Raw genomic sequence first — 21,472 nt, 5'->3', positions numbered from 1 at the left:
TATACATGATGAAATTGGGGACGTAAATAAGTAAATTTTGATCTTTGTCTCTATAATGCTATAGCTAAACTGACTTACGACAATTTGAAAAACCGTCATCCCGCTGCTTGTTAGCGCCGCGGTGGTATGCGAGGGAGAACAATTGCTACGTGTTAGCGGCTGAGATACCGCGCACAACTGTAAGAACCTGTACATGATCTCAAGAAAGGAATAAACTAAGAGATAATGCATATAAGTTAGGCTCTGTGGACAAAATTTTAGAGAAGCCATACAAGAGCTCCAACAAAATTGAGAAAACCCATAAAAACCTCAGCAGTTTTATCAAATCTGGAAAAAATGCGCCTAAAATTTTTAATTTTACCAAAAAAACACTCAATCAAATGACGTTCTTTGTAGATATGCTCATCGTAATACCTTTGCACTTTTCGATTCCGTTTTGGCGGAATAACTACTGTACATCCCTTGTCTTCAAGACTTGTAACAAAGGCATTGCTATCGTAGCCTTTGTCAGCTACTACAGTAGAGTTATAGATACTTTCGGTCAACACTTGTGCCTGCGTAATTTCATTTCTTTGACCAGGAGTCAGAGTAAATTTAAGTGGATTTCCAAGTGCATCGACAAGCGCATGTATTTTAGTTGTAAAGCCACCTTTGCTCCTCCCTAAAGCTTCTTGATCCTTGGAGTTTTTTGTATATCCAGATGAACATGGATGGGCTCGGATGATCGTACCGTCGATTATAGCAACTTCTAAATCAGGCTCTTGTTTAGTATATTCAAGCAATTTTTTCCAGACATCTCTTTCACACCATCTTTTAAATCGCTTATGTATACTCCTGTAATTACCATAAGTTTTTGGTAAAAGTCTCCATTGGCAACCACTTCGCACTATGTACCACACTGCCTCTATGAATATTCTTAAACGTTTTTCATCTTTGCTGTGCATTCCTTTTACGCTTTTTATGAACTCTAAAATTTGTTTCCAATTTTCCTCTTTGATGTAATATTGCATATGGTAGTTTCTCCATTTTTTACCTATTAGGCTAAACTACCATCTTTTTCTCTCTTTTCATATTTTTTGTCCACAGAGCCTAGGATATATGAGGAGTTTATACCCAAGTAATATAAGTCGGGAAAGATTTGAGATTATATTACCAGATCTAGAGTCCTGTAGAAAAAAAACAAAACCAAGAAAACTTGATTTGTATGATGTATTTTGTGGAGTGTTATACGTTCTGAAAAGCGGTTGTCAGTGGAGAATGCTACCAAAAGAGTTTCCAAAATGGCGCAATTGTTACGACTATTTTAAGAAGTGGAGTGAAAAACCAGATGCAAATAAAGAAAGTGTTCTGGAGCTGGTGTTAAAAAAAAATAGTTGGCGTAGTCCGACAAAACAATGGTCGGAAAGAAAAAACCAGCTTCTGCATAATTGATGCACAGAGTGTAAAAAATGCAGATACTGCTGAAGAAAAAGGCTACGATGCAGGCAAAAAGATTTCAGGAATAAAACGCCATATTGCAGTAGATACGCAAGGTTTGCCACATGCAATTTATGTAACAACAGCAGAGATAACTGACCGTAGCAGTGCTGTGAGAATGGTAGAAAATGCAAAAGAAAACCTCTCGGGAGTTAAAAATGTACTGGTTGATGCAGGCTATACGGGAGAGAATTTTGCAACACAAATAAAAGCAACTATTGGTGCAACTGTTGAGGTAATAAAACGCAGTGAATTACATACCTTTGCTGTATTGCCAAAAAGATGGGTTGTAGAGCGTTCTTTTGCTTGGTTGGAAAAATGTAGACGGTTATGGAAAAATTGCGAGCGTAAACTCAACACCAGCTTGCAAATGGTAGTTCTTGCTTTCACTGCTTTGTTCCTCAAAAGATTATGAACAGGTTCTAGGCTCTGTGGACAAAAAATATGAAAAGAGAGAAAAAGATGGTAGTTTCTCCATTTTTTACCTATTAGGCTAAACTACCATCTTTTTCTCTCTTTTCATATTTTTTGTCCACAGAGCCTAACAATAAATAACTTTAGGTTTAAATTTATGAAATCAGTTGTTATATACATCAGCAAATACGGATTTAACTGGTGTTATGGACTTAAATAAATTTACCGAAAAAGCAAAAAGTCTAATTCAAAGTGCTCAGATGAAAGCGTTGGGAGCTGGGCATCAGATTTTTATGCCTGAGCATCTACTAAAAGTAATGCTTGAGGATGAATTAGGTTTAGTTCAGGATTTGATAAACGCTTGTGGTGGAAATGTGCAAAGTATTTCTGATGCTGTGGATAGCGCAATAAAAAAGCTGCCAGTAATTGAAGGGCCAGGAAGTGGTGGCCTTCAACTTTCAAGAGAAATAGCAAAAGTTTTTGAAGATTCAATTGGTATTGCTCGGAGGAATAAAGATTCGTTTGTTGCCATTGAGCGTTTACTACAGGGCCTTACTGCACAAAAAGATGATACTGTAGGCAAAATTCTGGCAGAGAATGGTGTGACTCCACAAAAACTGAACTCAGTTATTGCAGAAATGAGAAAAGGCAGCAGTGCAGACTCGCCAAACAGTGAGGAAAAATTAAACGCGGCAAAGAAATATACAAAAGATGTTACAGAGCTTGCTATGCAAGGCAAGCTTGATCCTGTAATTGGTCGTGATGAAGAGATCAGAAGAACTATGCAGGTATCACTGAGGCGGACAAAAAATAATCCAGTGCTGATAGGTGAACCTGGTGTTGGAAAAACTGCAATAGTCGAGGGGCTTGCAAACAGAATTGTTGCAAACGATGTGCCACTTGGTTTGCGTGATGCAAAGGTTTTAGCTTTGGATCTGGGTAGCTTAATTGCTGGAACGAAGTTTAGAGGAGAATTTGAAGAAAGGTTAAAAGCAGTTATTAATGAGCTTTCGAAAGCGGAGGGAAAAGTTATCTTGTTTATAGATGAGCTTCATACTTTAGTTGGAGCAGGAGCAACAAGTGGTGCAATGGATGCTTCAAATTTGCTAAAGCCTGCTCTTGCGCGTGGAGAAATTCGCTGTATAGGGGCCACAACTTTAGATGAATATCGTCAGCATATAGAAAAAGATCCTGCACTTGCAAGGCGTTTCCAGCCCGTGTTTATCTCTCAACCAACTGAAACTGATACCATTTCAATACTCAGGGGTTTGAAGGAAAGATATGAAGTGCATCATGGTATAAGAATTACAGACGGTGCAATAATTGCTGCTGCAACGTTGTCCAATAGATATATAACAGATAGGTTTTTACCTGATAAAGCAATTGATTTGATTGATGAAGCAGCAAGTAGGGTGAGAATTGAAATGGATAGCAAGCCTGAAGTTATTGATGAACTTGAGAGAAAGATTATACAGCTAAAAATTGAGTCAGAGGCTCTAAAAAAAGAAAGTGATGAAAATTCTAAACAGCGTTTAAAAAAGATAAATGAAGAGATCGAAAATCTAAACAGTAAATTTGCTGACTTGAACAGCAAATGGCAGATGGAAAAGAATAAAATAGCTAGAATACAAGAAACAGTTGAAAAATTAGATAACGCCAGAAAAGAGCTGGAATTGGCTCAGCGGAGTGGAAATTTAGGAAAAGCAGGAGAGCTGATGTATGGTGTGATTCCTCAGCTTGAGAATGAATTAAAAAATCAGGAAAAGGTTACTGATAGTTTCTTAAAGAAAGAAGTGACTGGAGATGACATTGCAAACATTGTTTCAAAGTGGACAGGAATTCCAGTTGATAATATGATGCACAGTGAAAAGGAAAAACTCCTTAACATGGAGAATGAAATAGGAAGAAGAGTAATAGGGCAGAAAGGCGCGATAGAAGCAATAAGTAATGCAGTTAGGCGCTCTCGCTCTGGTGTGCAAGATACCAACAGGCCTTTTGGTTCATTTTTATTCTTGGGCCCAACTGGAGTTGGAAAAACAGAACTGGCAAAAGCCCTTGCTGAATTTCTGTTTGACGATCAATCAGCGCTTTTGCGTTTTGATATGTCAGAATATATGGAAAAACATTCTGTTTCAAAGCTAATTGGCGCTCCTCCAGGATATGTTGGCTATGAACAAGGTGGCAGGTTAACTGAAGCGGTAAGAAGAAGACCATATCAGGTAATCTTATTTGATGAGATAGAAAAGGCAAATCCTGATATATTTAATATATTGCTACAGATCTTGGATGAAGGCAGACTTACCGATAGCCACGGTAAATTGATTGATTTTCGCAATACTATACTAATTCTAACTTCTAATCTTGGTGCTGAGATAATGCTAAAAGGGGAAGCGGAGAATAGGCCTATACTTCCTGTCATCCAAGTAGCTGACACTGGGGTCCAGATGCAGATTCCAGCGTCACGCGCTGGAATGACATCGGAAGGAGGAGTTGCTAACTCTGTAAAAAGCGAAGTGATGCAAATAGTTAAATCAGCATTTCGTCCAGAATTTTTAAACAGGCTGGATGAAATTATTATATTCCACAGTTTAACCAGAGATAACATCTATAAAATTATAGATGTTCAATTTTCTTATTTACAAAAAACACTTGCTAAGCGTAAACTGAGTATAAATTTGTTGCAGGAAGCTAAAGAACTAATAGCACAAGCTGGCTATGACCCTGAATATGGAGCAAGGCCCTTAAAAAGGGTTATACAAGAGTGTATTCAAAATAATTTAGCTAAATTAGTTTTATCAGGGGAAGTAGTAGAAAATGATGAGCTAATAGTGTACGCTCTTGATAATGAAATCTTAGTTAAAAAGGTTTAAGTTCACTGTGTATTTTTGTTAAAAAAAATGTGTATAGATCATAATGTTGACACTGAGTCTTTATTTAAGCTAGCTGATCAAGAAAATCAGCAAGATAAAGAAAAAATTAAAAAATTCATTAAGTATTTTTATAGTTTTGTTTATAAAAGCGACCTAAAAGCCAATGATAAGTTTTTGCTATATATTGTAAACGATGCTTACAATTTTGTTTCTCAAAAAGAGAAAGATGAAAGTAAGTTAGTAGTAAGCAATATAGATGATATACCAGGAATAGAAGGCGATTTTACCACGATTAAGATAACAAACGATGATATGCCATTTTTGGTTGATTCTGTTATTGCAACTATTAAATCGCACAATTTAACCATATACTATTACAGTAATAGCATAATTAATATCCAAAGAAAAGATGGCCTCATAGATGAGATTTACCCTTTGGAAGAAAGCAATGGAATCAAAGAGTCAGTTATATATGTAATTATCAAAGGTATAAGTGACAGTTTTGTTGATACATTAAAAGAATCCCTACAAAGAACGCTGAAAGCAGTTAATTGCGTTGTGAAAGATTGGCACTCAATGCTCAAGAAACTTGATGAGGCAAGTCTTTCTGTCATCCCAGCTGGGATCCAGGAAAAGGACACGTGGATTCCAGTGTCACGCACTGGAATGACACCAGACCGAAATCAAGAGCAAAAAGATTTTCTAGTTTGGTTAAAGAATAATAACTTCGTATTTTTAGGTTATCAAGAATATATTGCTGGTAAAGATGAAAAACTCGTCTGTGATAGCAAAAAGGCCCTTGGCCTGATGAGAGTAGGTCAAAGTACGTTGATTCCTTCTGCAAACCTTGATTCCTTATACATATTGAGATCAGATCTAATCTCAATAGTCCATCGGCGTACATATATGAATTGTATAGGAGTAAAAGAATTTGATGACCAGGGTAATGTGGTAAAGGAACGGCGTTTTTTCGGGCTATTTACTTCTGTAGCGGAGGTCCAAGATATTCGAACTATTCCAATAATAAGAGATAAAGTTAAAGTTATAGAAAAAAATGCAGGGTTTGTAACCGGGGGCCACAATAACAAAGCTTTAATTTCTATTTTACAAGCATTCTCTTGTGATGAATTATTCCAATCAAATGAAGACGAATTATTTAAAATTTGCATTTCGATCATGTCTCTTGCGATTAGGCCAAGGGTCAGATTATTTTTAAGAAGAGTAGGGGATTTTATTAGTTGCATAGTGCTGATACCAATGCGTTATGCTAGCGCTAGGCTAATGTTCAAGATACGCGACATATTGAAGGATGAGACAAGTGCAGAAAGTTCAGATATTTATAACAATCACATTATCAATGAATATGATTTGATGAAATTGCATGTAGTGCTAAAGACCAAAAACGCTAGTGTTCCTGATGATGAAGTTTTGCGTATCGAAAACAAATTAAGGAACATTACGGAAAAGTGGGAAGATCGTTTCATAGACAATTTATATAATACTTTCAGCACTGTTGAGGATATATTCATCCGTTATTGCAAGGCATTTCCAATAAGCTATCAAGAGAGTTTTGAACCTCATGACGCATATTACGATATGAAAAAATTGGAGATAGTGAGGAAAAAAGGAGTTAGCGAGGTCGATTTAAGACTTACTCGTGACAATCTTAATTATCAATTAAAGGTTTACACTTCGAGCAATGGAGGTCTTGAATTATCGAAGATATTAAGGATCACTAAGAATTTGGGAGCTAAGATTCTATCTCATAATGGCTATTACATAGAAATTAACGGCGGAATATGGATACACCATTTTGTGTTGTCAAGAGTCGATGAATTAATAGACAACATTACTCTAAAAGAGCAATTTGAAATAACACTTGCGAAAGTGTTTAGAAAGGAAATTAAAAATGATTATTTCAATAGTTTGGTCATTATTGCTGGACTGGAGTGGAAAGAAGTGCTTCTGGTTAGAGCGTTAAGTGCTTACCTAAAGCAGACGTCATTTAACTACAACCCAGAATATATCCAAAAGGTAGTCTCAGAGTATCCAAAAATAGTAAAGTATTTGATACAACTATTTCATGCAAGATTTGATCCTAACATAGACATTGATAGAGCAGAAACCACGGACATTTTCAGAGAAAAAATTGAGGAACTTCTAAAAGAGATCAGCAATGTTTCACATGATTACGTTTTGCGCTCGATATTTAACTTGATAATGGCTATTTTAAGGACCAGTTATTATCAAGATAATAAACCCTGCTTATCTATAAAATTTGACTCAAATAAAATAAATGGTTTGCCTGATCCTCGTCCATATCGTGAATTGTATATTTATTCAAATCTTTTTGAGGGAATACATCTAAGAGGCGGAAAATTAGCCCGTGGTGGCTTAAGGTGGTCGGATAGGACGGAAGATTTTCGCACTGAAGTTTTGGGGCTCATGAAAGCTCAGATGACAAAAAATGCGGTTATTGTACCTGTTGGCGCAAAGGGTGGGTTTGTAATTAAGCAAGTTTATAAAGACAAAGATATTTTAAGAGAGAAAGGTGTTGAATGCTATAAGAGTTTTATCAGAGGAATGCTTGATATTACTGATAACGTGGTTGATGGTGAAATAATTCCACCAGAGAATGTGATTAGGTATGATGAAGATGATCCATATCTCGTGGTTGCTGCTGATAAAGGCACTGCTTCATTTTCTGATTATGCCAACCAAATAGCCTCTGAATACAATTTTTGGCTTGGCGATGCATTTGCATCTGGTGGATCAGCAGGTTATGATCACAAAAAAATGGGTATTACAGCCAGAGGTGCATGGATTGCAGCGCAGAGGCATTTTTGGAAAATGAATAAGGATATTTACCAAGATGCAACTGTTATTGGAATTGGGGATATGGCTGGCGACTTATTTGGAAATGGTATGCTGCTTTCAAAAAATATACATTTAATCGGCGCATTTAACCATATGCATATTTTTATTGATCCAAATCCTAGTGCAGAAAAGAGTTTCACAGAGCGTAAACGCCTCTTTGAGTTACCATTTTCAACTTGGATGGATTATAACAAAGATTTGATTTCTAAGGGTGGAGGAGTATTTGAGCGTAGCAGCAAGCAAGTAAACATTTCTCAAGAAATGAAAAAATGCTTTGATATAACAGAAGATATGCTACCTCCAAGTGATTTGATTAGATATCTGTTGAAAGCAAAAGTGGACTTCATATGGAATGGAGGAATCGGCACGTTTGTTAAGGCAAAGAGTGAAAACCATAGCATGGTCGGTGACAAAGCAAACGATGAGCTGAGAGTAAATGGTAAAGATATTAGAGCTTCTATGTTTATAGAAGGCGGAAATTTGGGATGCACACAGCTTGGAAGAATAGAATATGCTGAAAGAGGTGGATATATCAATGCAGATTTTGTTGATAATTCAGCCGGAGTGATATGTTCGGACCTTGAAGTTAACATCAAGATTGCATTTGTTTCAGCTATGAAAGCAGGAGGTATTTCTTTAGAAAAAAGGAATGAAATACTGGCCAGCATGGCGGACGAAGTTGCATCCAAAGTGCTTGAGAACCACAACAGAATTGAAACAAAAGCATTACTTCTTGAGTGTTTGCAAGCTAAAGAGAGATTAGAGCAGCACCACAGGTTACTGCTCAGTTTAGAAAAATCTGGGCTGTTAAACCGAAGCGTAGAATTTCTTCCAACTGAAGAAGAGATAGCAATGATGTTAACTGGTGCAGAAGGTTTCAGTTCTCCTCAGCTTTCTATTCTAATGTCTTATGCTAGAACGGCAATAAAAAATGAAATTATACATTCCGATCTGCCTGAAAAAGATCTTATATCTCATGACTACTTGCTAGGTTATTTTCCTAAAAAGATGGTAACAGAGTTTAAGGATTTCATATTAAAACACCAACTTCGTAGAGAAATTATCTCCACTTGCATTGCAAATGATGTTGTAAATAGGATGGGCTGTATATTTATTAATAATTTAGTTGAGAATACTGGAATTAAGGTACACGAAGCAGTTAACATATATATCGTTGTTAACCACCTATATGATTTAAATAACCTGTGGCAGAAAATTGATGAATTGGATGGAAAAATTGATATTAACTCATACTTGCAAATAGTGAGAAATGTGCAGAAATTTATTGGCAGAGTATCGTTTTGGTTAGTAAAAAATCTTAGCTTTGTAGAATTGGATGATGTTACAAAATTTAAAGATGCAATTGAAACTTTAGGCCATGATGTTTTAGATGAACACCTGTTAAAGGTCTATAATCATGGATACACTTCTTTAGTGGAACTTAATATAGATAAAGATCTAGCAAAAAAAATTGCTGACCTGTGCGTTCTTACTTATGCACTGGATATTATATCTGTTGCTGAACAGACATCTTTGTCCATTCTTGATGCTGGTAAAATATACTTTGAGTTAAAGTCGCTGTTAAGATTCGATCTGATTAGAACAATTGCCATCAAGATGAAAAGCCGCTCTTCTTATTGGGATCGCAGCTTAGTTAATGATTTATTGGACGATTTAAGCAATTACCATCACAAGCTAGCTGTTAAAGTCATAAAAACTACTGATAACCCCGAAGATAAGGTTCAAACCTGGGCTTGTAATGATAAGGACTACATAGAACGTTATAATAGTTTTTTAGATGAGATGGTTGCTTCTAAACTTGATTTAAGCAAATTAATATTTATAATCAGGAGGATTAAAGTACTTGCTTCATAGGAAAAATGTTTAATATAGGTCTTTCAGAAATTTTGGTCGTTGCTTTAGTGAGCATAATTGTTCTTGATAGAAATAAGGTGCCTGTATTTATTGATCTTATTAGGAATACATATAAGTATCTTATGATTATAAAATCAAAAGCTAGGAGGTTATTGAAAGACGTAGGAATTAAAGACTTATATAAAGAGTGTAATACTGAGAAAGTAAATTACATAGTTGGTAAAAATGGTAAGCTTTATCCTACTTACGATATAGATAATACATCCAAAGATAATGACAGCAAAGATCCTAGTAGTAGATGATGTACTATGTAATGTTAAGCTTTTAGAAGCTCGACTAAAAGCAGAGTACTATACGGTTATCGTGGCATATGATGGTGAGGAAGCCATGGATTTAGTAGCAAAACAGCAGCCCGATATTATATTACTCGATATTATGATGCCAAAAATGAATGGCTTTGAAGTTTGTAAGGAGCTAAAGAATGATCCCTTGACAACCCATATTCCAATAATTATGGTAACTGCGCTGCATGACGCTCATGATAGAGTACAGGGCATTAATGCTGGTGCAGATGATTTTCTGACTAAGCCAATAGACGAAACTGCTTTATCTGCAAGGATCAAGTCTCTCACGCGCTTAAAAATGATTATAGATGAATTGCGTTTAAGAGGAGAAACCAACGCTGAGATTGGTGGAGTCGCAGGAAACAGTATTATGGATTATTCTAATCAGATTTTTGATGCTAACATACTTGTTGTAGATGAGGACGTCTTTCAGGCAGAGCAAATATATAATGTACTAAAGCAACGCTTTAGGTCAATTAAAATACTGAGTGATCCAATAGAGGCATTAAAGGTTGGTATTAAGGATAATTACGACTTGATCATTTCTGATATGCAGTTTTCAAAAACTGACGGCTTGCGTTTGTGTTCTGGGTTTCGTAGTAAGGTGGAAACACGTTATACACCAATTCTAATTCTTTCTGAGGATTATGATAAAAACAATTTAGTAAAAGCACTTGATGTAGGTGCTAATGATTATTTAACAGTACCTTTGGATGAGGGTGAGTTAATAGCAAGGGTTAATTCGCAAGTAAAACGCAAAAGATATCAAGATGCCTTGAGAATGAATTTATTTAATAATGCGGAAATGTCTATAAAGGACCCATTAACTAACTGTTATAATAGAAGATATTTTGATGCACACTTAAGAAACATTGCTAAGGACTCTGTGGAAAAGGATAGAAGGTTGTCTCTTATGATACTTGATATAGACTATTTTAAGATGGTGAATGACAGTTTTGGGCATAGTGCTGGAGATGAACTTTTAAAGCAAGTACAGAAAAGAATTTCTGAAAATATCAGAGTGACAGATTTACTAGCTAGGTTTGGTGGTGAGGAGTTTGTTGTTGTAATGCCAGATACTAATGTATCAGATGCGTATACTATTGCGGAGAGAATACGAAAAATTATTGCTAAAGAACCTTTTATACTTGCGGATAAAAATACAACCCATAATGTAACTGTGAGTATTGGAATTGCAGAAATGCAAGGATCTGACTTTGATGATATTAAAAAATTTATAGTACGTGCTGACAGATATCTATATAAAGCAAAAAACAGTGGTAGGAATAGAGTGGTTACTGGCTATAGCTAAAGTGGCTTAAGTTTGCCGACAACCGTCATTCCGCTACTCGTTAGCGGAATCTATGCTGAGATACCGCGAATGAATCGCGGTATGACGTGTTAGCTATAGATTTCTGAAATGATTTCAAAAAAATGATAACAAGATTAAAGCGACAACATGAGGTTTCTCAGCTCTGGAAATTTCACGTTTAACTGCAAAAATAGATACTTATTTAAAAAATATCCTGTGACTTTCAGTCCTAACTGAAATTCTTGGAATGAGTAGCTGTTTTGTAAGTTATTATTGTATACATCATGCAACATTTGTGGAAAAGGTAGGAGTTTATCTGCATAATAATCTCCTACTTTTTTTGACACTGCTCTACCAGTTTTTGGAGAAATAAATTGCAGATTTTCCTTAACACCTGTTATAGCGCATTTTGATAAGTCTAACTTGAATCCCAATTGCATAAGAAGCAGAAGCTCTAAGTTAAGGTAATGGCTTTGCCAAGACTGATTGTTGTGTTTAATTACATCGATGAAATATCGAAAATTGTCATACAGCACGGCACAGGGTTCACTTTCTGGAAGCACTTTTTCTAAAATAGAGGAGAAAGAAACAATAGTAATGCTTTTTAACCTATCTTGAAAGAAATGATGGAATGGAGATTCGATTAATTCGCACTTAAAAAAACCTAGATTTTCAGGTAACTTAGCACTCCATTCTGCATGTAATAGATTGCTTATCTGAAACTTATAATTGCTATTGTTTGTTAGCTTAGTTAATCCCCTGCGCTTTCCATGATTTTTTGTAAACAGAGAAAGAATTAAGTTTTTATCGCCGTATTTTTTAGCAGCTATAATGATGCCTTCATCTTTCCATCTCATTTAGAGTAATTAACCATATTGACCGTATGATATTATAGAGATAGTAAAATTAGTACAGCAAAACTATGTCTTTGAGTTTAAATCAACTAAAATATATTGACTTTGCATGCAATATTAGCTTTAAACCAGTAAAACAAGCTGCTTAACATATGCGTTTTTTCTATTCTAATTACATTCTTTTTTTATCTTTATGTTGTTTTCTGCTTTTTTCGTTATCTTCAACAAAAGCCCAAACGAATGATACGTTAGCTGTTCCTATACCACAAAGGAAAAAAGAAATAGTTGGGCACACTGTTGTAGCACAACCGAGGCAAATTATTGAAGTGCAAGAAGAAGTCATTATTAACGAGGGTAAAGAATTCATTCCAGTTCCAAAAAGAAAAAAAAGTGTAGGGAAGAAACTAAGAAGGGATGTTAGAGAGGCAAAAAATGAAATAGGAAACGAAAAAAGCGTTGAGAATAAAAAGGATGAATTAGTTGTAACAGAAATTATTAACTCTATAAGAGACAAACTTACAAAATGCTGGAGCATTCCTGAAAGCATAGCTTACAAAGAAAATTTTAATATAAAAATTAACTTGTTATTATCCAGTCAAGGTGAGATAATTATGGCCGATATAGCAGACAGTGATTCCTATCGAAATAATCCACTTTTCAGGTCGATAGCAGATAACGCAATGCGTGCAGTATATAAATGTAGCCCATTGACCGGCTTGCCTACTCAGCACCACCACATTTGGCGTGAAGTAACACTAGACTTTATTCTAAATGGGTAAAATCTTACAATAGACCTCTTATATTACCTCCTGTCATCCAAGTAGTTAAGCTACTTGGATGACAGGAGTAGACACTTCACATTGTCATTCCAGCGCTCCTTTCTTGTCATGCCAGTGCGTGACACTGGCATCCAGAAAAAAAATAGATCCAAGTGTCTGGGCACTTGGATGACGTTATACGGTTCTTGGATGCAAAGAAGAGTGAGAAAAACTCTATAGTTAGCAAACTTTCAATCAGAAACAGCCAAAGATCTCTCTAAGATGTCAGTTTCTTTTGTATCTGCAACTTTACCGTTCTGATCGAATGAAATTTGCAGAGACTTACTGCTATACTTCCTTTTTCCTAAGAAGTTAGCTTGTTTAATTTTATATGAGACATAGTACCAAACATTGTCATCGAACTTTGATACTAATGTTGGTGATCCTAAAGTGTGAACCACTTTTTCTTTATCGTCACCTACTTTTATCTTGCTCCACAATTCAACACTAATGCCAGGAGCTCCGTGATTGTGAATAGTGTGAGTGCAGCTCACTGTAAATAATAAAATAAAAGATATTAATACTCGCATTTCTGTTGATAAATTACTTGAAGCTATAATACACTAATAAATTACCTGCCGTCAAATTTCAAAAAGTTAAATTGACTGATTCTCAATATCATTTAATATAATATTTACTTTAGAAAATAATAGGTGTCTTATGTCATTGTTAGAAGCAGATCCAATATACAAACCTTTTAATTACCCTTGGGCGTATGATGCGTGGCTGCAGCAACAAAGGATCCATTGGATACCTGAGGAAGTTCCGCTTGCTGATGACGTGAAGGATTGGAAAACTAAACTTTCAAGTGTAGAAAAAAATCTACTAACTCAGATTTTTAGATTCTTTACTCAGGCAGACATTGAAGTAAATAACTGCTACATGAGGCATTATTCAAATATATTTAAGCCAACGGAAATATGCATGATGCTTGCAAGCTTTTCCAATATGGAAACCATACACATTGCAGCTTATTCTTATCTTTTAGACACAATTGGCATGCCAGAAAGCGAGTATCAAGCATTCTTAAAGTATGATGCTATGAGAAAGAAGTATGAATACATGTTAGAATTCGAGGAAAGCAAAAAACACGATAAAAAACATGTAGCTAAAACTCTAGCAGTATTCGGTGCATTCACTGAAGGGTTGCAGTTATTTGCATCGTTTGCAATTTTGCTCAATTTCCAACGCTTTGGAAAAATGAAAGGTATGGGACAAATAATTGCCTGGTCAGCCCGTGATGAAACTTTGCACACCAATTCAATTATTATGTTATTTAATACATTTATTAAAGAGAATAATGAAATTTGGGACGACGAGTTTAAAGAGGAATTATATTCTGCATGTCGCACCATCGTTGAACTTGAGGATGAATTCATAAAGCTTGCTTTTGATTTCGGAGACGTTGAAGGACTATCCGCAGAAGAAGTGCGCAATTACATACGCTACGTAGCAAACAGACGGTTAATGCAATTAGGTCTTAAGTCCATATATGATGTCAATGATAATCCTATTCCATGGCTCGATGAAATACTAAATGGCGTTGAACATACGAATTTCTTTGAAAATAGAGTAACAGAGTATAGTCGTGCAGCAACTCAAGGCACATGGGAGGAAGCTTTTACTGAAAACGACACAAATAATAAATGAGTGCTAATTTCACTCTTCTTTGTCATTCCAGTGTCAGCTACTTTCATTACACCATTTGCTGTGCAGTTTAGACAGTTTTGCTTTACTTAACAACTAACTTACCATATATATGTCCATAGGACATTGGTATATAAGAACGTGCTACAACTACTAATCTTACTCACGGTCATCACTTCAGTTGCATTCTTTGGTCATTTAGTTCCAATGGAAGTAAAAATCTTCTTGTATTCAATGAGCCTTAGTATAAAAGAGGTTTTGCTATTTATAATGCCTTTTATTATTTTTGCGTTAATCTTTAGCAGTGTTAACAATCTTAAGCAGTCAGCTATAAAGTTTATATTGTTACTTATTATAATGATCTTCTTATCGAATCTGGCTTCAAGTTTAATAGCTTATTTTGTTGGGCATTTTATCATACAAAACACTTATTCAATACAAGATATAACGTATGAAGAAACAATTGTTCCTTTATGGTCGTTTAGGCTGCCGCTACTCCTTTCTAATTTTTGTGCCCTTGCTTGTGGATTTATGTCCAGCATAGTAGTGTCCACACTGCTACCCAAGAAAAGCAAAGAGCTTTCGAACAAAATGTTAGATTTAACTCTCTTTATTTTGAAGACGTTTTTGACGCCGATTATTCCAATGTTTGTACTTGGGCTTGCTTTAAAAATGCAACATGATCAAGTTTTATCTATAATATTTAAGGATTACTCAATAATTTTCATTATTATAGCATCTGCAACCTACCTTTATGTTTTCCTCTTATATGGAGCAGCAAATTCATTCAAGATCACAAGCTGGATAGCTAGTATAGGCAATATGATACCGGCATTTATTACTGCAATGAGCACAATGTCTAGTAATGCAACTATGCCGCTTACTCTTGAAGGAAGCAAAAAAAATGTAAAGCAACCTGACATAGCATCGTCTGTTATACCAATAACTGCTAGCTTTCATTTAGTAGGTGATTGCTTTTTTATTATAATATTATCAATGATAATTGCCTCTGGTTATTCATTGTACACAACAGACTATGTAACTTTCCTTCTCTATTTTTTGTTATTTAAGTTTGCTATCGTTGCAGTGCCGGCAGGAGGAATTATGGTAATGCTACCTATTCTTGAGAAATATCTCAAATTCTCTCCAGAAATGCTTTCGTTAATCACAGCTTTGTATATAGTGTTTGACCCAATAATCACTTCAGCAAATGTTATGGGTAATGGTGCCTTTACTATGATGTTTACAAAACTCTATGATAAGCTTAAGTAATGTCTATTTTAGCGATTGATACTGTAGGTACTGGTAGTTCAATAGCAATAGTTGATTATGATGGTAATTGTTTTGTAGAGCGCAATTCCGCCAGCAACAATCATGCAGAATCATTTTTTCAAATTCTGAATACTTTGTTTGATAAGCACAATTATAATTATGATAAAATAGATCATTTAGCGGTAGTAGTTGGACCAGGAAGTTTCACTGGAATTAGAGTTGGTATATCAGCAGCACAAGGTATAAATCTTGCTACAAATAAGCCATTATACGGAGTTAGTGCGCTGGAAGTTCAAGCCTACGCAATATCTTTGCTTTGTACGAATAGAAAAAAAAATATCAGAGCTATAATCAAAAATGCTCAAGGGTTTTGTACGCAGTTATTTGATTTCAATTTATTGCCGCTATCTGGTCCAACTGCAGCACATGACCCTGGTCACGCTACAAGCAGTACACATATGGATTGCAATTTAAATGCTAGCCATGCAGGACTATTGGTTCATTATAGACTGAAGAACAAGCAAAAATTAAATGAAGTTGAGGCTCTATATTTAAATGAGCCTCAGTATATGAAATCATTATAGACTATTCTTTCGCGTACATGCTAATTTGGCTAAGCTTGTGCATCTGGTTTACTATCTCTTGAGCTACTTCTTTTATACTCATATCTGAATTTTCTATCTCTATGGCACTCGGTGGTATAAATAAATTGTTAATCCTAAATTGCTCTATCATGCTATTTACATTAGTCACCTTCCTATTTTTTCTTTGCCTTTTTAATGCAATACGCTTTTGTAATGTCGGTAGATCACACCTAAGTACCACAGGAAGGATTTCTGTGTTCATTTTTTTACTAAGCCTTACTATTGAATCATACATCCTCATGTTCTGGTCATTATTTTCCATCAACTCATCAATAAATATGTAATTTTTTGAGTGAATCGGATAATTTTCTATTACCTGAAGCATAATTTGCATAATGCTATATATTCTATCTTGAACTTCTTTAGGTATTTGATCACGTTCAAAGACACCATTGTATATAGAGCAAGCTTGAACATTGTTATAGAACTTACTATTTACAATTAATGCGTCTATCATATTGGATAATTCTATTGCTGTGGAAAGTTTACCACTTCCTGAAAGACCAGAGAGATATATGAAAAATCCTGCTGGCTGTTTTTTTGTGTTAATATTTACCATATTATTTTCAATCTTGAAACTTACGTTTATAATAACATAAAAATAAAGCTTTAAAACATATGAAATATTATATAGAAAATTATTTTTGTAGTTAAGATATTATGTAATTTAGAAACATAAATTCTGTATATAAACTCTATAATAACGATAACTATTTTTAAGCAAGCTACAATACAAAAGTGTTTGGTATTCAGAAAGCAAGACAGAGTGGTTATTAGTTTACTACAAGCCTTTTTTCGTGTATAAATCTTCAGAAGATTCTAACAGAGGATTGTGTTGTTAACAAAGAGCAGAGTAAAAAGGGATCTAGTCTATGCCTATCAGATTTTGTCTTACCTTAAACTGGGTGATCATACATATACTCACCTCTCGGTACGTTCTGAAGATCAAAAGTCATTTTATATTTACCCATTTGGTATACGCTTTGACGAAGTGAATGAAAATTCATTGATGAGAGTATCACTAGATGGAAATGTGATTGAAGGTACAGAATATCAATATAATAAAACTGGCTATATAATTCATGGTTTTGTTTATCAAGCAAGGAAAGACATTCAAGCAATTTTTCACCTGCATACACCTTCTATTGTAGCAGTTTCTTCTCTAAAAGATGGACTACTTCCAGTAAGTCAATGGGCACTGCACTTTTATAATAAAATCTCTTACCATAATTATAATTCCCTAGCACTTAGCAATACAGAAGGAAAGAGGTTAATAGCTGATCTGAAAGAAAATTTTGTCATGTTAATGCGCAATCATGGATCTATAACGTGTGGTCGGACTATACAAGAAGCAATGTTTTACACGTATCATTTAGAACGAGCGTGCAAAACTCAATATTTAACGTTAGCAATGAATAGGGAGTTATCAATTCCAAGTGAAGAAATTTGCTCAAAAGCTGTAAAGGATCTCCTATCTTTTGAAAGCAATCTTGGTGAGAGGGATTGGCACGCATGGGTTAGACTAATTAAAAGTAAGTTGTAAGAGGCTTTCGCACTACTATCTGTCATCCAAGTATAGGGAGTCATACGCGTCAAGTTAAGAGGTTGTGAGCAAATTTAGAGAGGTTAAAGTGGATACTCTGACCTTCACTGCCATTAAGTTAAGGAAAAAAGATAGATTTTATGGGATAATGATGTATACCAATAAGTTTAAAGGTAGTATGAGTAAAAGAGGCAGTAATAAAATTTATTCAAAATGAATTGGCAAGCCTAGAATTTATAGAATCCCATAAATCATCTTCAAAAGATTTTATGAGAAAGAGGAAGGTATCTTTTATTGACATATTTATCTTAATTTTAAGAAAAAGTGTAAAGTCGCTGCAAGAACGAATTTATTTTATATAGGAAAAAAGACTATACCGTTACTGCTAGTGCTTTTAGTCAAGCAAGAAAAAAAATGAAACACAGTGCATTTTCAGAAATTAACGAAGGTGTGGTTTCCTTGTACTACCAAGACCAAAATTTAAAACTTGCTTTGGCTTTCGACATTTTTGCTACGGAATCAGACATTGATTGCATTATGGATAAAACTATTTTTGATGAACACTTTGGTGGTAAGAAAAGGAAGAAAAGTTGATCGCAATAAGGTACCTTATCTTCGTTCGTTCAATTATCAAAAAAGGGTTAGAAAACACATATTTTGACTAGAGGTAGTATTCATATCTTCTGATAATAACTAGGTAGCTTATTGCCATAGCTTCTGTAAAATGACTTCTAAACAAACTATTTCTTAAGTAATTTACACTTCAGAGTTTATCTGCTTTAAAGTTTACTCTATTCTGTTTTAGCACTTGTCATAAATCCTTAATTATTTCTGACTTTTTAGTTCAGTTTTTAACCATTCTTTCCTTAACTTAATGGCAGTGATGGTAGGTCAAGGTATACAAAAGCATAATCCAGATTTGATAGATGAGGGGTATGATACTCCTACTCCTACTAGTCGTACTCATCTTGAAGATCATCATTGAACACAAGACGTCAAGCTAGCACCTCACCCTTGTATAGCGATGAGACAGTTGCAAAGGGAATGATAAAGGAATCGCTAGAGCTCATAGCACTTGGAAAAGGCAAAAAGATAATGTTTGGCATGCCATGTGATGTGTTCTCTGAGAATACATCATTAATAGATTTTTTGGTGCGCAACTTATATATCCTAAAAACACAAGAGTTGTCCATTCATGAAAAACATCAACTAGATCTTCTTTCGTTAAAAATATCCGACCTAGTTTCAACAGGCACTTATGTGAGTGAGGAAGCTTTGAAGTTATTGTCAACAAGTCTACTGGAAAAACGTAACAGCTATTTATCAAATCTAAAACAAATTGTATATGAGGGCATCGAAAAAGATGGAGAAGAAAATGTGATAAAAGATGTTATAGTAGAAAGAGATAGTAAATTTTATTGTATACAGTGTCCAGAAGCAAACATTGTGATTCCTGCAAAATTCCTGAGTAATCCAGAATTTCAAAATTTAGATGGAGCATTAAAGATCGGGGAAGGAGATGATGTAATACGAATACAAGATGGAAAATATCATGATATAAAGGGCAGGTTCCAGATAACTTTTCCAATAAGCAACAGTGAAAAGATTGTAATGACTCTATCTTCTGAAAAGGCTGACAAACCAGAAAATGCCTCAAGCTTTGGCAAAATAATGGTGCATATGGATGATAAAAGTTGTGAAATTTTCTCAAAGTACCTAAAAGAGCTAGAAAAAGAACCTCGTATAAGCAAGGTTGTTGAAGCTGCTAAAAGTTTTGTCAAAGAGAAAAACGGAAAACAAAGTGAGCCATTTAGTGTTCTGGAAGAAGTTAGTATATCAAAGTGTTCTCATTTTAATCACCAACGTTAAGGTTAAAGTTTTAATAATTGTTATACACATACACTGTTGCATATAGCAATAGTGTATGTGTATAGTTAATAGAGTTTGTAAGCTTAATAAAGTCTACAACTAATTTGAAAACTACTTTATTGTATGCAAGACTTTAAAATACTAGGAAATCTAAAAACCAAAGCACTAGAAGCTGAAAGAGGAGGCGGTTCTGATAGGATTACCAAACAACATGAAAAAGGGAAATTAACTGCTAGAGAAAGGCTCAGTATACTGCTTGATGAAAATTCGTTTGAGGAATACGATAAATTCGTGAAGCATCACGTAGCTGATTTTGGCATGCAAAATGCTAATTTTTTAGGTGATGGAGTAGTGATTGGTCATGGTACTATTTATGGCAGAAAAGTTTTCGTTTACTCGCAAGATTTTACTGTCTTTGGTGGATCACTTGGTGCGTCACATGCAAAAAAAATATGCAAAATTATGGATATGGCAATTAATGCCAGGGTTCCAATTATCGGACTAAATGACTCTGGTGGAGCCAGAATTCAGGAGGGAGTAAATTCCCTTGCTGGTTATGGAGAAATCTTTCAAAGGAACGTAAATGCATCGGGTGTTATACCACAAATTTCTTTAATTATGGGCCCATGTGCAGGTGGTGCAGTTTATTCCCCAGCATTAACTGACTTTACTTTCATGGTGAAAAACAGTTCATATATGTTTATAACCGGGCCAGATGTAGTAAAAAAGGTTACCTACGAAGATGTAAGTTTCGAAGACCTCGGTGGAGCAAAAATTCATACAAGCAAAACAGGAGTAGCGGATTTTGCATTCAATAATGATGTTGAAATGCTACTCAAAATGCGTGAATTCTTTACTTTCTTACCAGCAAATAATCAAGAATCACCGAAACCTAAATCAACCTGTGATTCAATTAATGATATTGATGAATCTTTAAACACTCTAATTCCTAGCAATCCTAATACTCCTTATGATATGTATGAACTTATTGAAAAAGTTTGTGATGGAAGAAAATTTTTTGAGTTAAAACCTGACTTTGCTCGTAATATCATAATTGGTTTTGGTAGAATTGGAGGAAACACTGTTGGTATTGTTGCAAATCAACCCACGCACCTTGCAGGATGTTTGGATATTGATTCTTCAAGAAAAGCTGCGAGGTTTGTAAGGTTTTGTGACGCATTTAACATTCCGATCATCACACTTATTGATGTTCCAGGATTTCTGCCTGGTACAAATCAAGAATACAATAATATAATACAACACGGAGCGAAACTGCTTTACGCTTATGCTGAAGCAACTGTGCCAAAAATTAGCCTTATCACTAGAAAAGCGTATGGTGGTGCATACATTGTTATGAATTCGAAACATCTAAAAGGTGATATAAATTATGCCTGGCCAACTGCTGAAATAGCTGTGATGGGCCCTGAAAGTGCAGTTGAGATTATATTTCGACACGAAAAAGATCAGCAAACGTTAATCAAAGAATATAAAGAGAAATTTGCTAATCCATTTTTTGCTGCATCACATGGATACATTGATGACATTATAGTGCCAAGTAAAACAAGGCATCACTTTCACAAAGCATTAGAGCTACTCAAAAACAAGAAAGTAGAAAGGATATGGAAAAAGCATGATAATCTTCCTTTGTAACTTTAGG

Annotated in this window: 16 protein-coding genes and 1 pseudogene; 13 read left to right on the top strand and 4 right to left on the bottom strand. The window is 35.0% G+C overall.

Translation table 11 applies throughout. From position 1 onward, the window contains the following. Positions 1-257: 257 nt before the first annotated feature. Positions 258-1,010 (bottom strand): IS5 family transposase, encoded by a 753-nt coding sequence (locus tag OPR26_RS04910; protein ID WP_264702259.1) that lies wholly within the window; start codon positions 1,008-1,010, stop codon positions 258-260. Between the two features lie 88 nt (positions 1,011-1,098). Here OPR26_RS04910 and OPR26_RS04905 point away from each other — a divergent pair. The 5 genes from OPR26_RS04905 to OPR26_RS04885 all read left to right on the top strand — a co-directional run bounded on the left by OPR26_RS04905 (position 1,099) and on the right by OPR26_RS04885 (position 11,168). Then, positions 1,099-1,891 (top strand): IS5 family transposase gene (locus OPR26_RS04905; RefSeq protein ID WP_264705175.1). Its coding sequence is split into 2 segments (ribosomal slippage): positions 1,099-1,362 and positions 1,364-1,891, totalling 792 coding nucleotides; the frame shifts between segments, so codons are not numbered across the junction. Between the two features lie 205 nt (positions 1,892-2,096). Then, a complete protein-coding gene (gene clpB / locus OPR26_RS04900) occupies positions 2,097-4,760 on the top strand; it encodes an ATP-dependent chaperone ClpB (protein ID WP_265016292.1) in 2,664 nt (887 codons plus the stop codon). Between the two features lie 27 nt (positions 4,761-4,787). After that, positions 4,788-9,512: an NAD-glutamate dehydrogenase gene (locus OPR26_RS04895; RefSeq protein WP_265016291.1), complete on the top strand. Its 4,725-nt coding sequence runs from the start codon at positions 4,788-4,790 to the stop codon at positions 9,510-9,512. 5 nt (positions 9,513-9,517) lie between these two features. Beyond that, positions 9,518-9,814, top strand: coding sequence for a Sec-independent protein translocase subunit TatB (tatB, locus tag OPR26_RS04890; RefSeq protein ID WP_265015642.1), 297 nt, complete (start codon positions 9,518-9,520; stop codon positions 9,812-9,814). Next, positions 9,786-11,168, top strand: a complete 1,383-nt coding sequence (locus tag OPR26_RS04885) for a PleD family two-component system response regulator (protein WP_265015641.1) — start codon at positions 9,786-9,788, stop codon at positions 11,166-11,168. Before tatB ends, OPR26_RS04885 begins: the two co-directional genes overlap by 29 nt. Before the next feature lie 134 nt (positions 11,169-11,302). Here the strand turns inward: OPR26_RS04885 and recO are convergent, their stop codons facing one another. After that, positions 11,303-12,025 (bottom strand): DNA repair protein RecO, encoded by a 723-nt coding sequence (gene recO / locus OPR26_RS04880; RefSeq protein WP_265015640.1) that lies wholly within the window; start codon positions 12,023-12,025, stop codon positions 11,303-11,305. A gap of 149 nt (positions 12,026-12,174) precedes the next feature. On the opposite strand from recO, the gene OPR26_RS04875 reads away from it, so the two are divergent. Continuing rightward, the gene (locus tag OPR26_RS04875) at positions 12,175-12,801 is read left to right on the top strand and encodes a hypothetical protein (protein WP_253302543.1); all 627 of its coding nucleotides are present in this window, start codon (positions 12,175-12,177) and stop codon (positions 12,799-12,801) included. Between the two features lie 230 nt (positions 12,802-13,031). Here OPR26_RS04875 and OPR26_RS04870 read toward each other — a convergent pair whose 3' ends face one another. Beyond that, positions 13,032-13,370 carry an outer membrane protein assembly factor BamE gene (locus OPR26_RS04870; RefSeq protein ID WP_253302542.1) on the bottom strand — a complete coding sequence of 113 codons (339 nt, stop codon included), beginning with the start codon at positions 13,368-13,370 and terminating at the stop codon, positions 13,032-13,034. Positions 13,371-13,500: 130 nt separating this feature from the next. On the opposite strand from OPR26_RS04870, the gene OPR26_RS04865 reads away from it, so the two are divergent. The 3 genes from OPR26_RS04865 (at position 13,501) to tsaB (ending at position 16,343) form a co-directional block, all read left to right on the top strand. Next, the gene (locus OPR26_RS04865) at positions 13,501-14,490 is read left to right on the top strand and encodes a ribonucleotide-diphosphate reductase subunit beta (RefSeq protein ID WP_265015639.1); all 990 of its coding nucleotides are present in this window, start codon (positions 13,501-13,503) and stop codon (positions 14,488-14,490) included. A 138-nt stretch (positions 14,491-14,628) separates the two neighbouring features. Next, positions 14,629-15,759 (top strand): cation:dicarboxylate symporter family transporter, encoded by a 1,131-nt coding sequence (locus OPR26_RS04860; protein WP_320157081.1) that lies wholly within the window; start codon positions 14,629-14,631, stop codon positions 15,757-15,759. Then, entirely contained in the window at positions 15,759-16,343 is a 585-nt protein-coding gene (gene tsaB / locus OPR26_RS04855; RefSeq protein ID WP_265015637.1) for a tRNA (adenosine(37)-N6)-threonylcarbamoyltransferase complex dimerization subunit type 1 TsaB, read from the top strand. The genes OPR26_RS04860 and tsaB overlap by 1 nt, the downstream gene beginning before the upstream one ends. Before the next feature lies 1 nt (position 16,344). On the opposite strand, the gene OPR26_RS04850 is transcribed toward tsaB, so the two are convergent. Further along, positions 16,345-16,962: an AAA family ATPase gene (locus OPR26_RS04850; protein ID WP_253302540.1), complete on the bottom strand. Its 618-nt coding sequence runs from the start codon at positions 16,960-16,962 to the stop codon at positions 16,345-16,347. Between the two features lie 273 nt (positions 16,963-17,235). Here OPR26_RS04850 and OPR26_RS04845 point away from each other — a divergent pair, with 273 nt between their 5' ends. From OPR26_RS04845 to OPR26_RS04830, 4 genes and pseudogenes are all read left to right on the top strand, one after another. After that, positions 17,236-17,946 (top strand): class II aldolase/adducin family protein, encoded by a 711-nt coding sequence (locus tag OPR26_RS04845; protein ID WP_253302539.1) that lies wholly within the window; start codon positions 17,236-17,238, stop codon positions 17,944-17,946. Between the two features lie 197 nt (positions 17,947-18,143). Next, positions 18,144-18,474, top strand: a pseudogene (locus OPR26_RS04840) (IS4-like element ISWpi18 family transposase); the annotation flags it as partial. A 516-nt stretch (positions 18,475-18,990) separates the two neighbouring features. Continuing rightward, positions 18,991-19,815: a hypothetical protein gene (locus OPR26_RS04835; RefSeq protein ID WP_265015636.1), complete on the top strand. Its 825-nt coding sequence runs from the start codon at positions 18,991-18,993 to the stop codon at positions 19,813-19,815. Positions 19,816-19,938: 123 nt separating this feature from the next. Beyond that, positions 19,939-21,465, top strand: coding sequence for an acyl-CoA carboxylase subunit beta (locus tag OPR26_RS04830; RefSeq protein ID WP_265015635.1), 1,527 nt, complete (start codon positions 19,939-19,941; stop codon positions 21,463-21,465). Positions 21,466-21,472 lie beyond the last annotated feature (7 nt).

This window comes from Wolbachia endosymbiont (group A) of Anoplius nigerrimus, assembly GCF_947251795.1.
Classification (GTDB): domain Bacteria; phylum Pseudomonadota; class Alphaproteobacteria; order Rickettsiales; family Anaplasmataceae; genus Wolbachia.
Note: the sequence above shows the minus strand (reverse complement) of the source record. Positions and strands in the feature narration are given on the sequence as shown.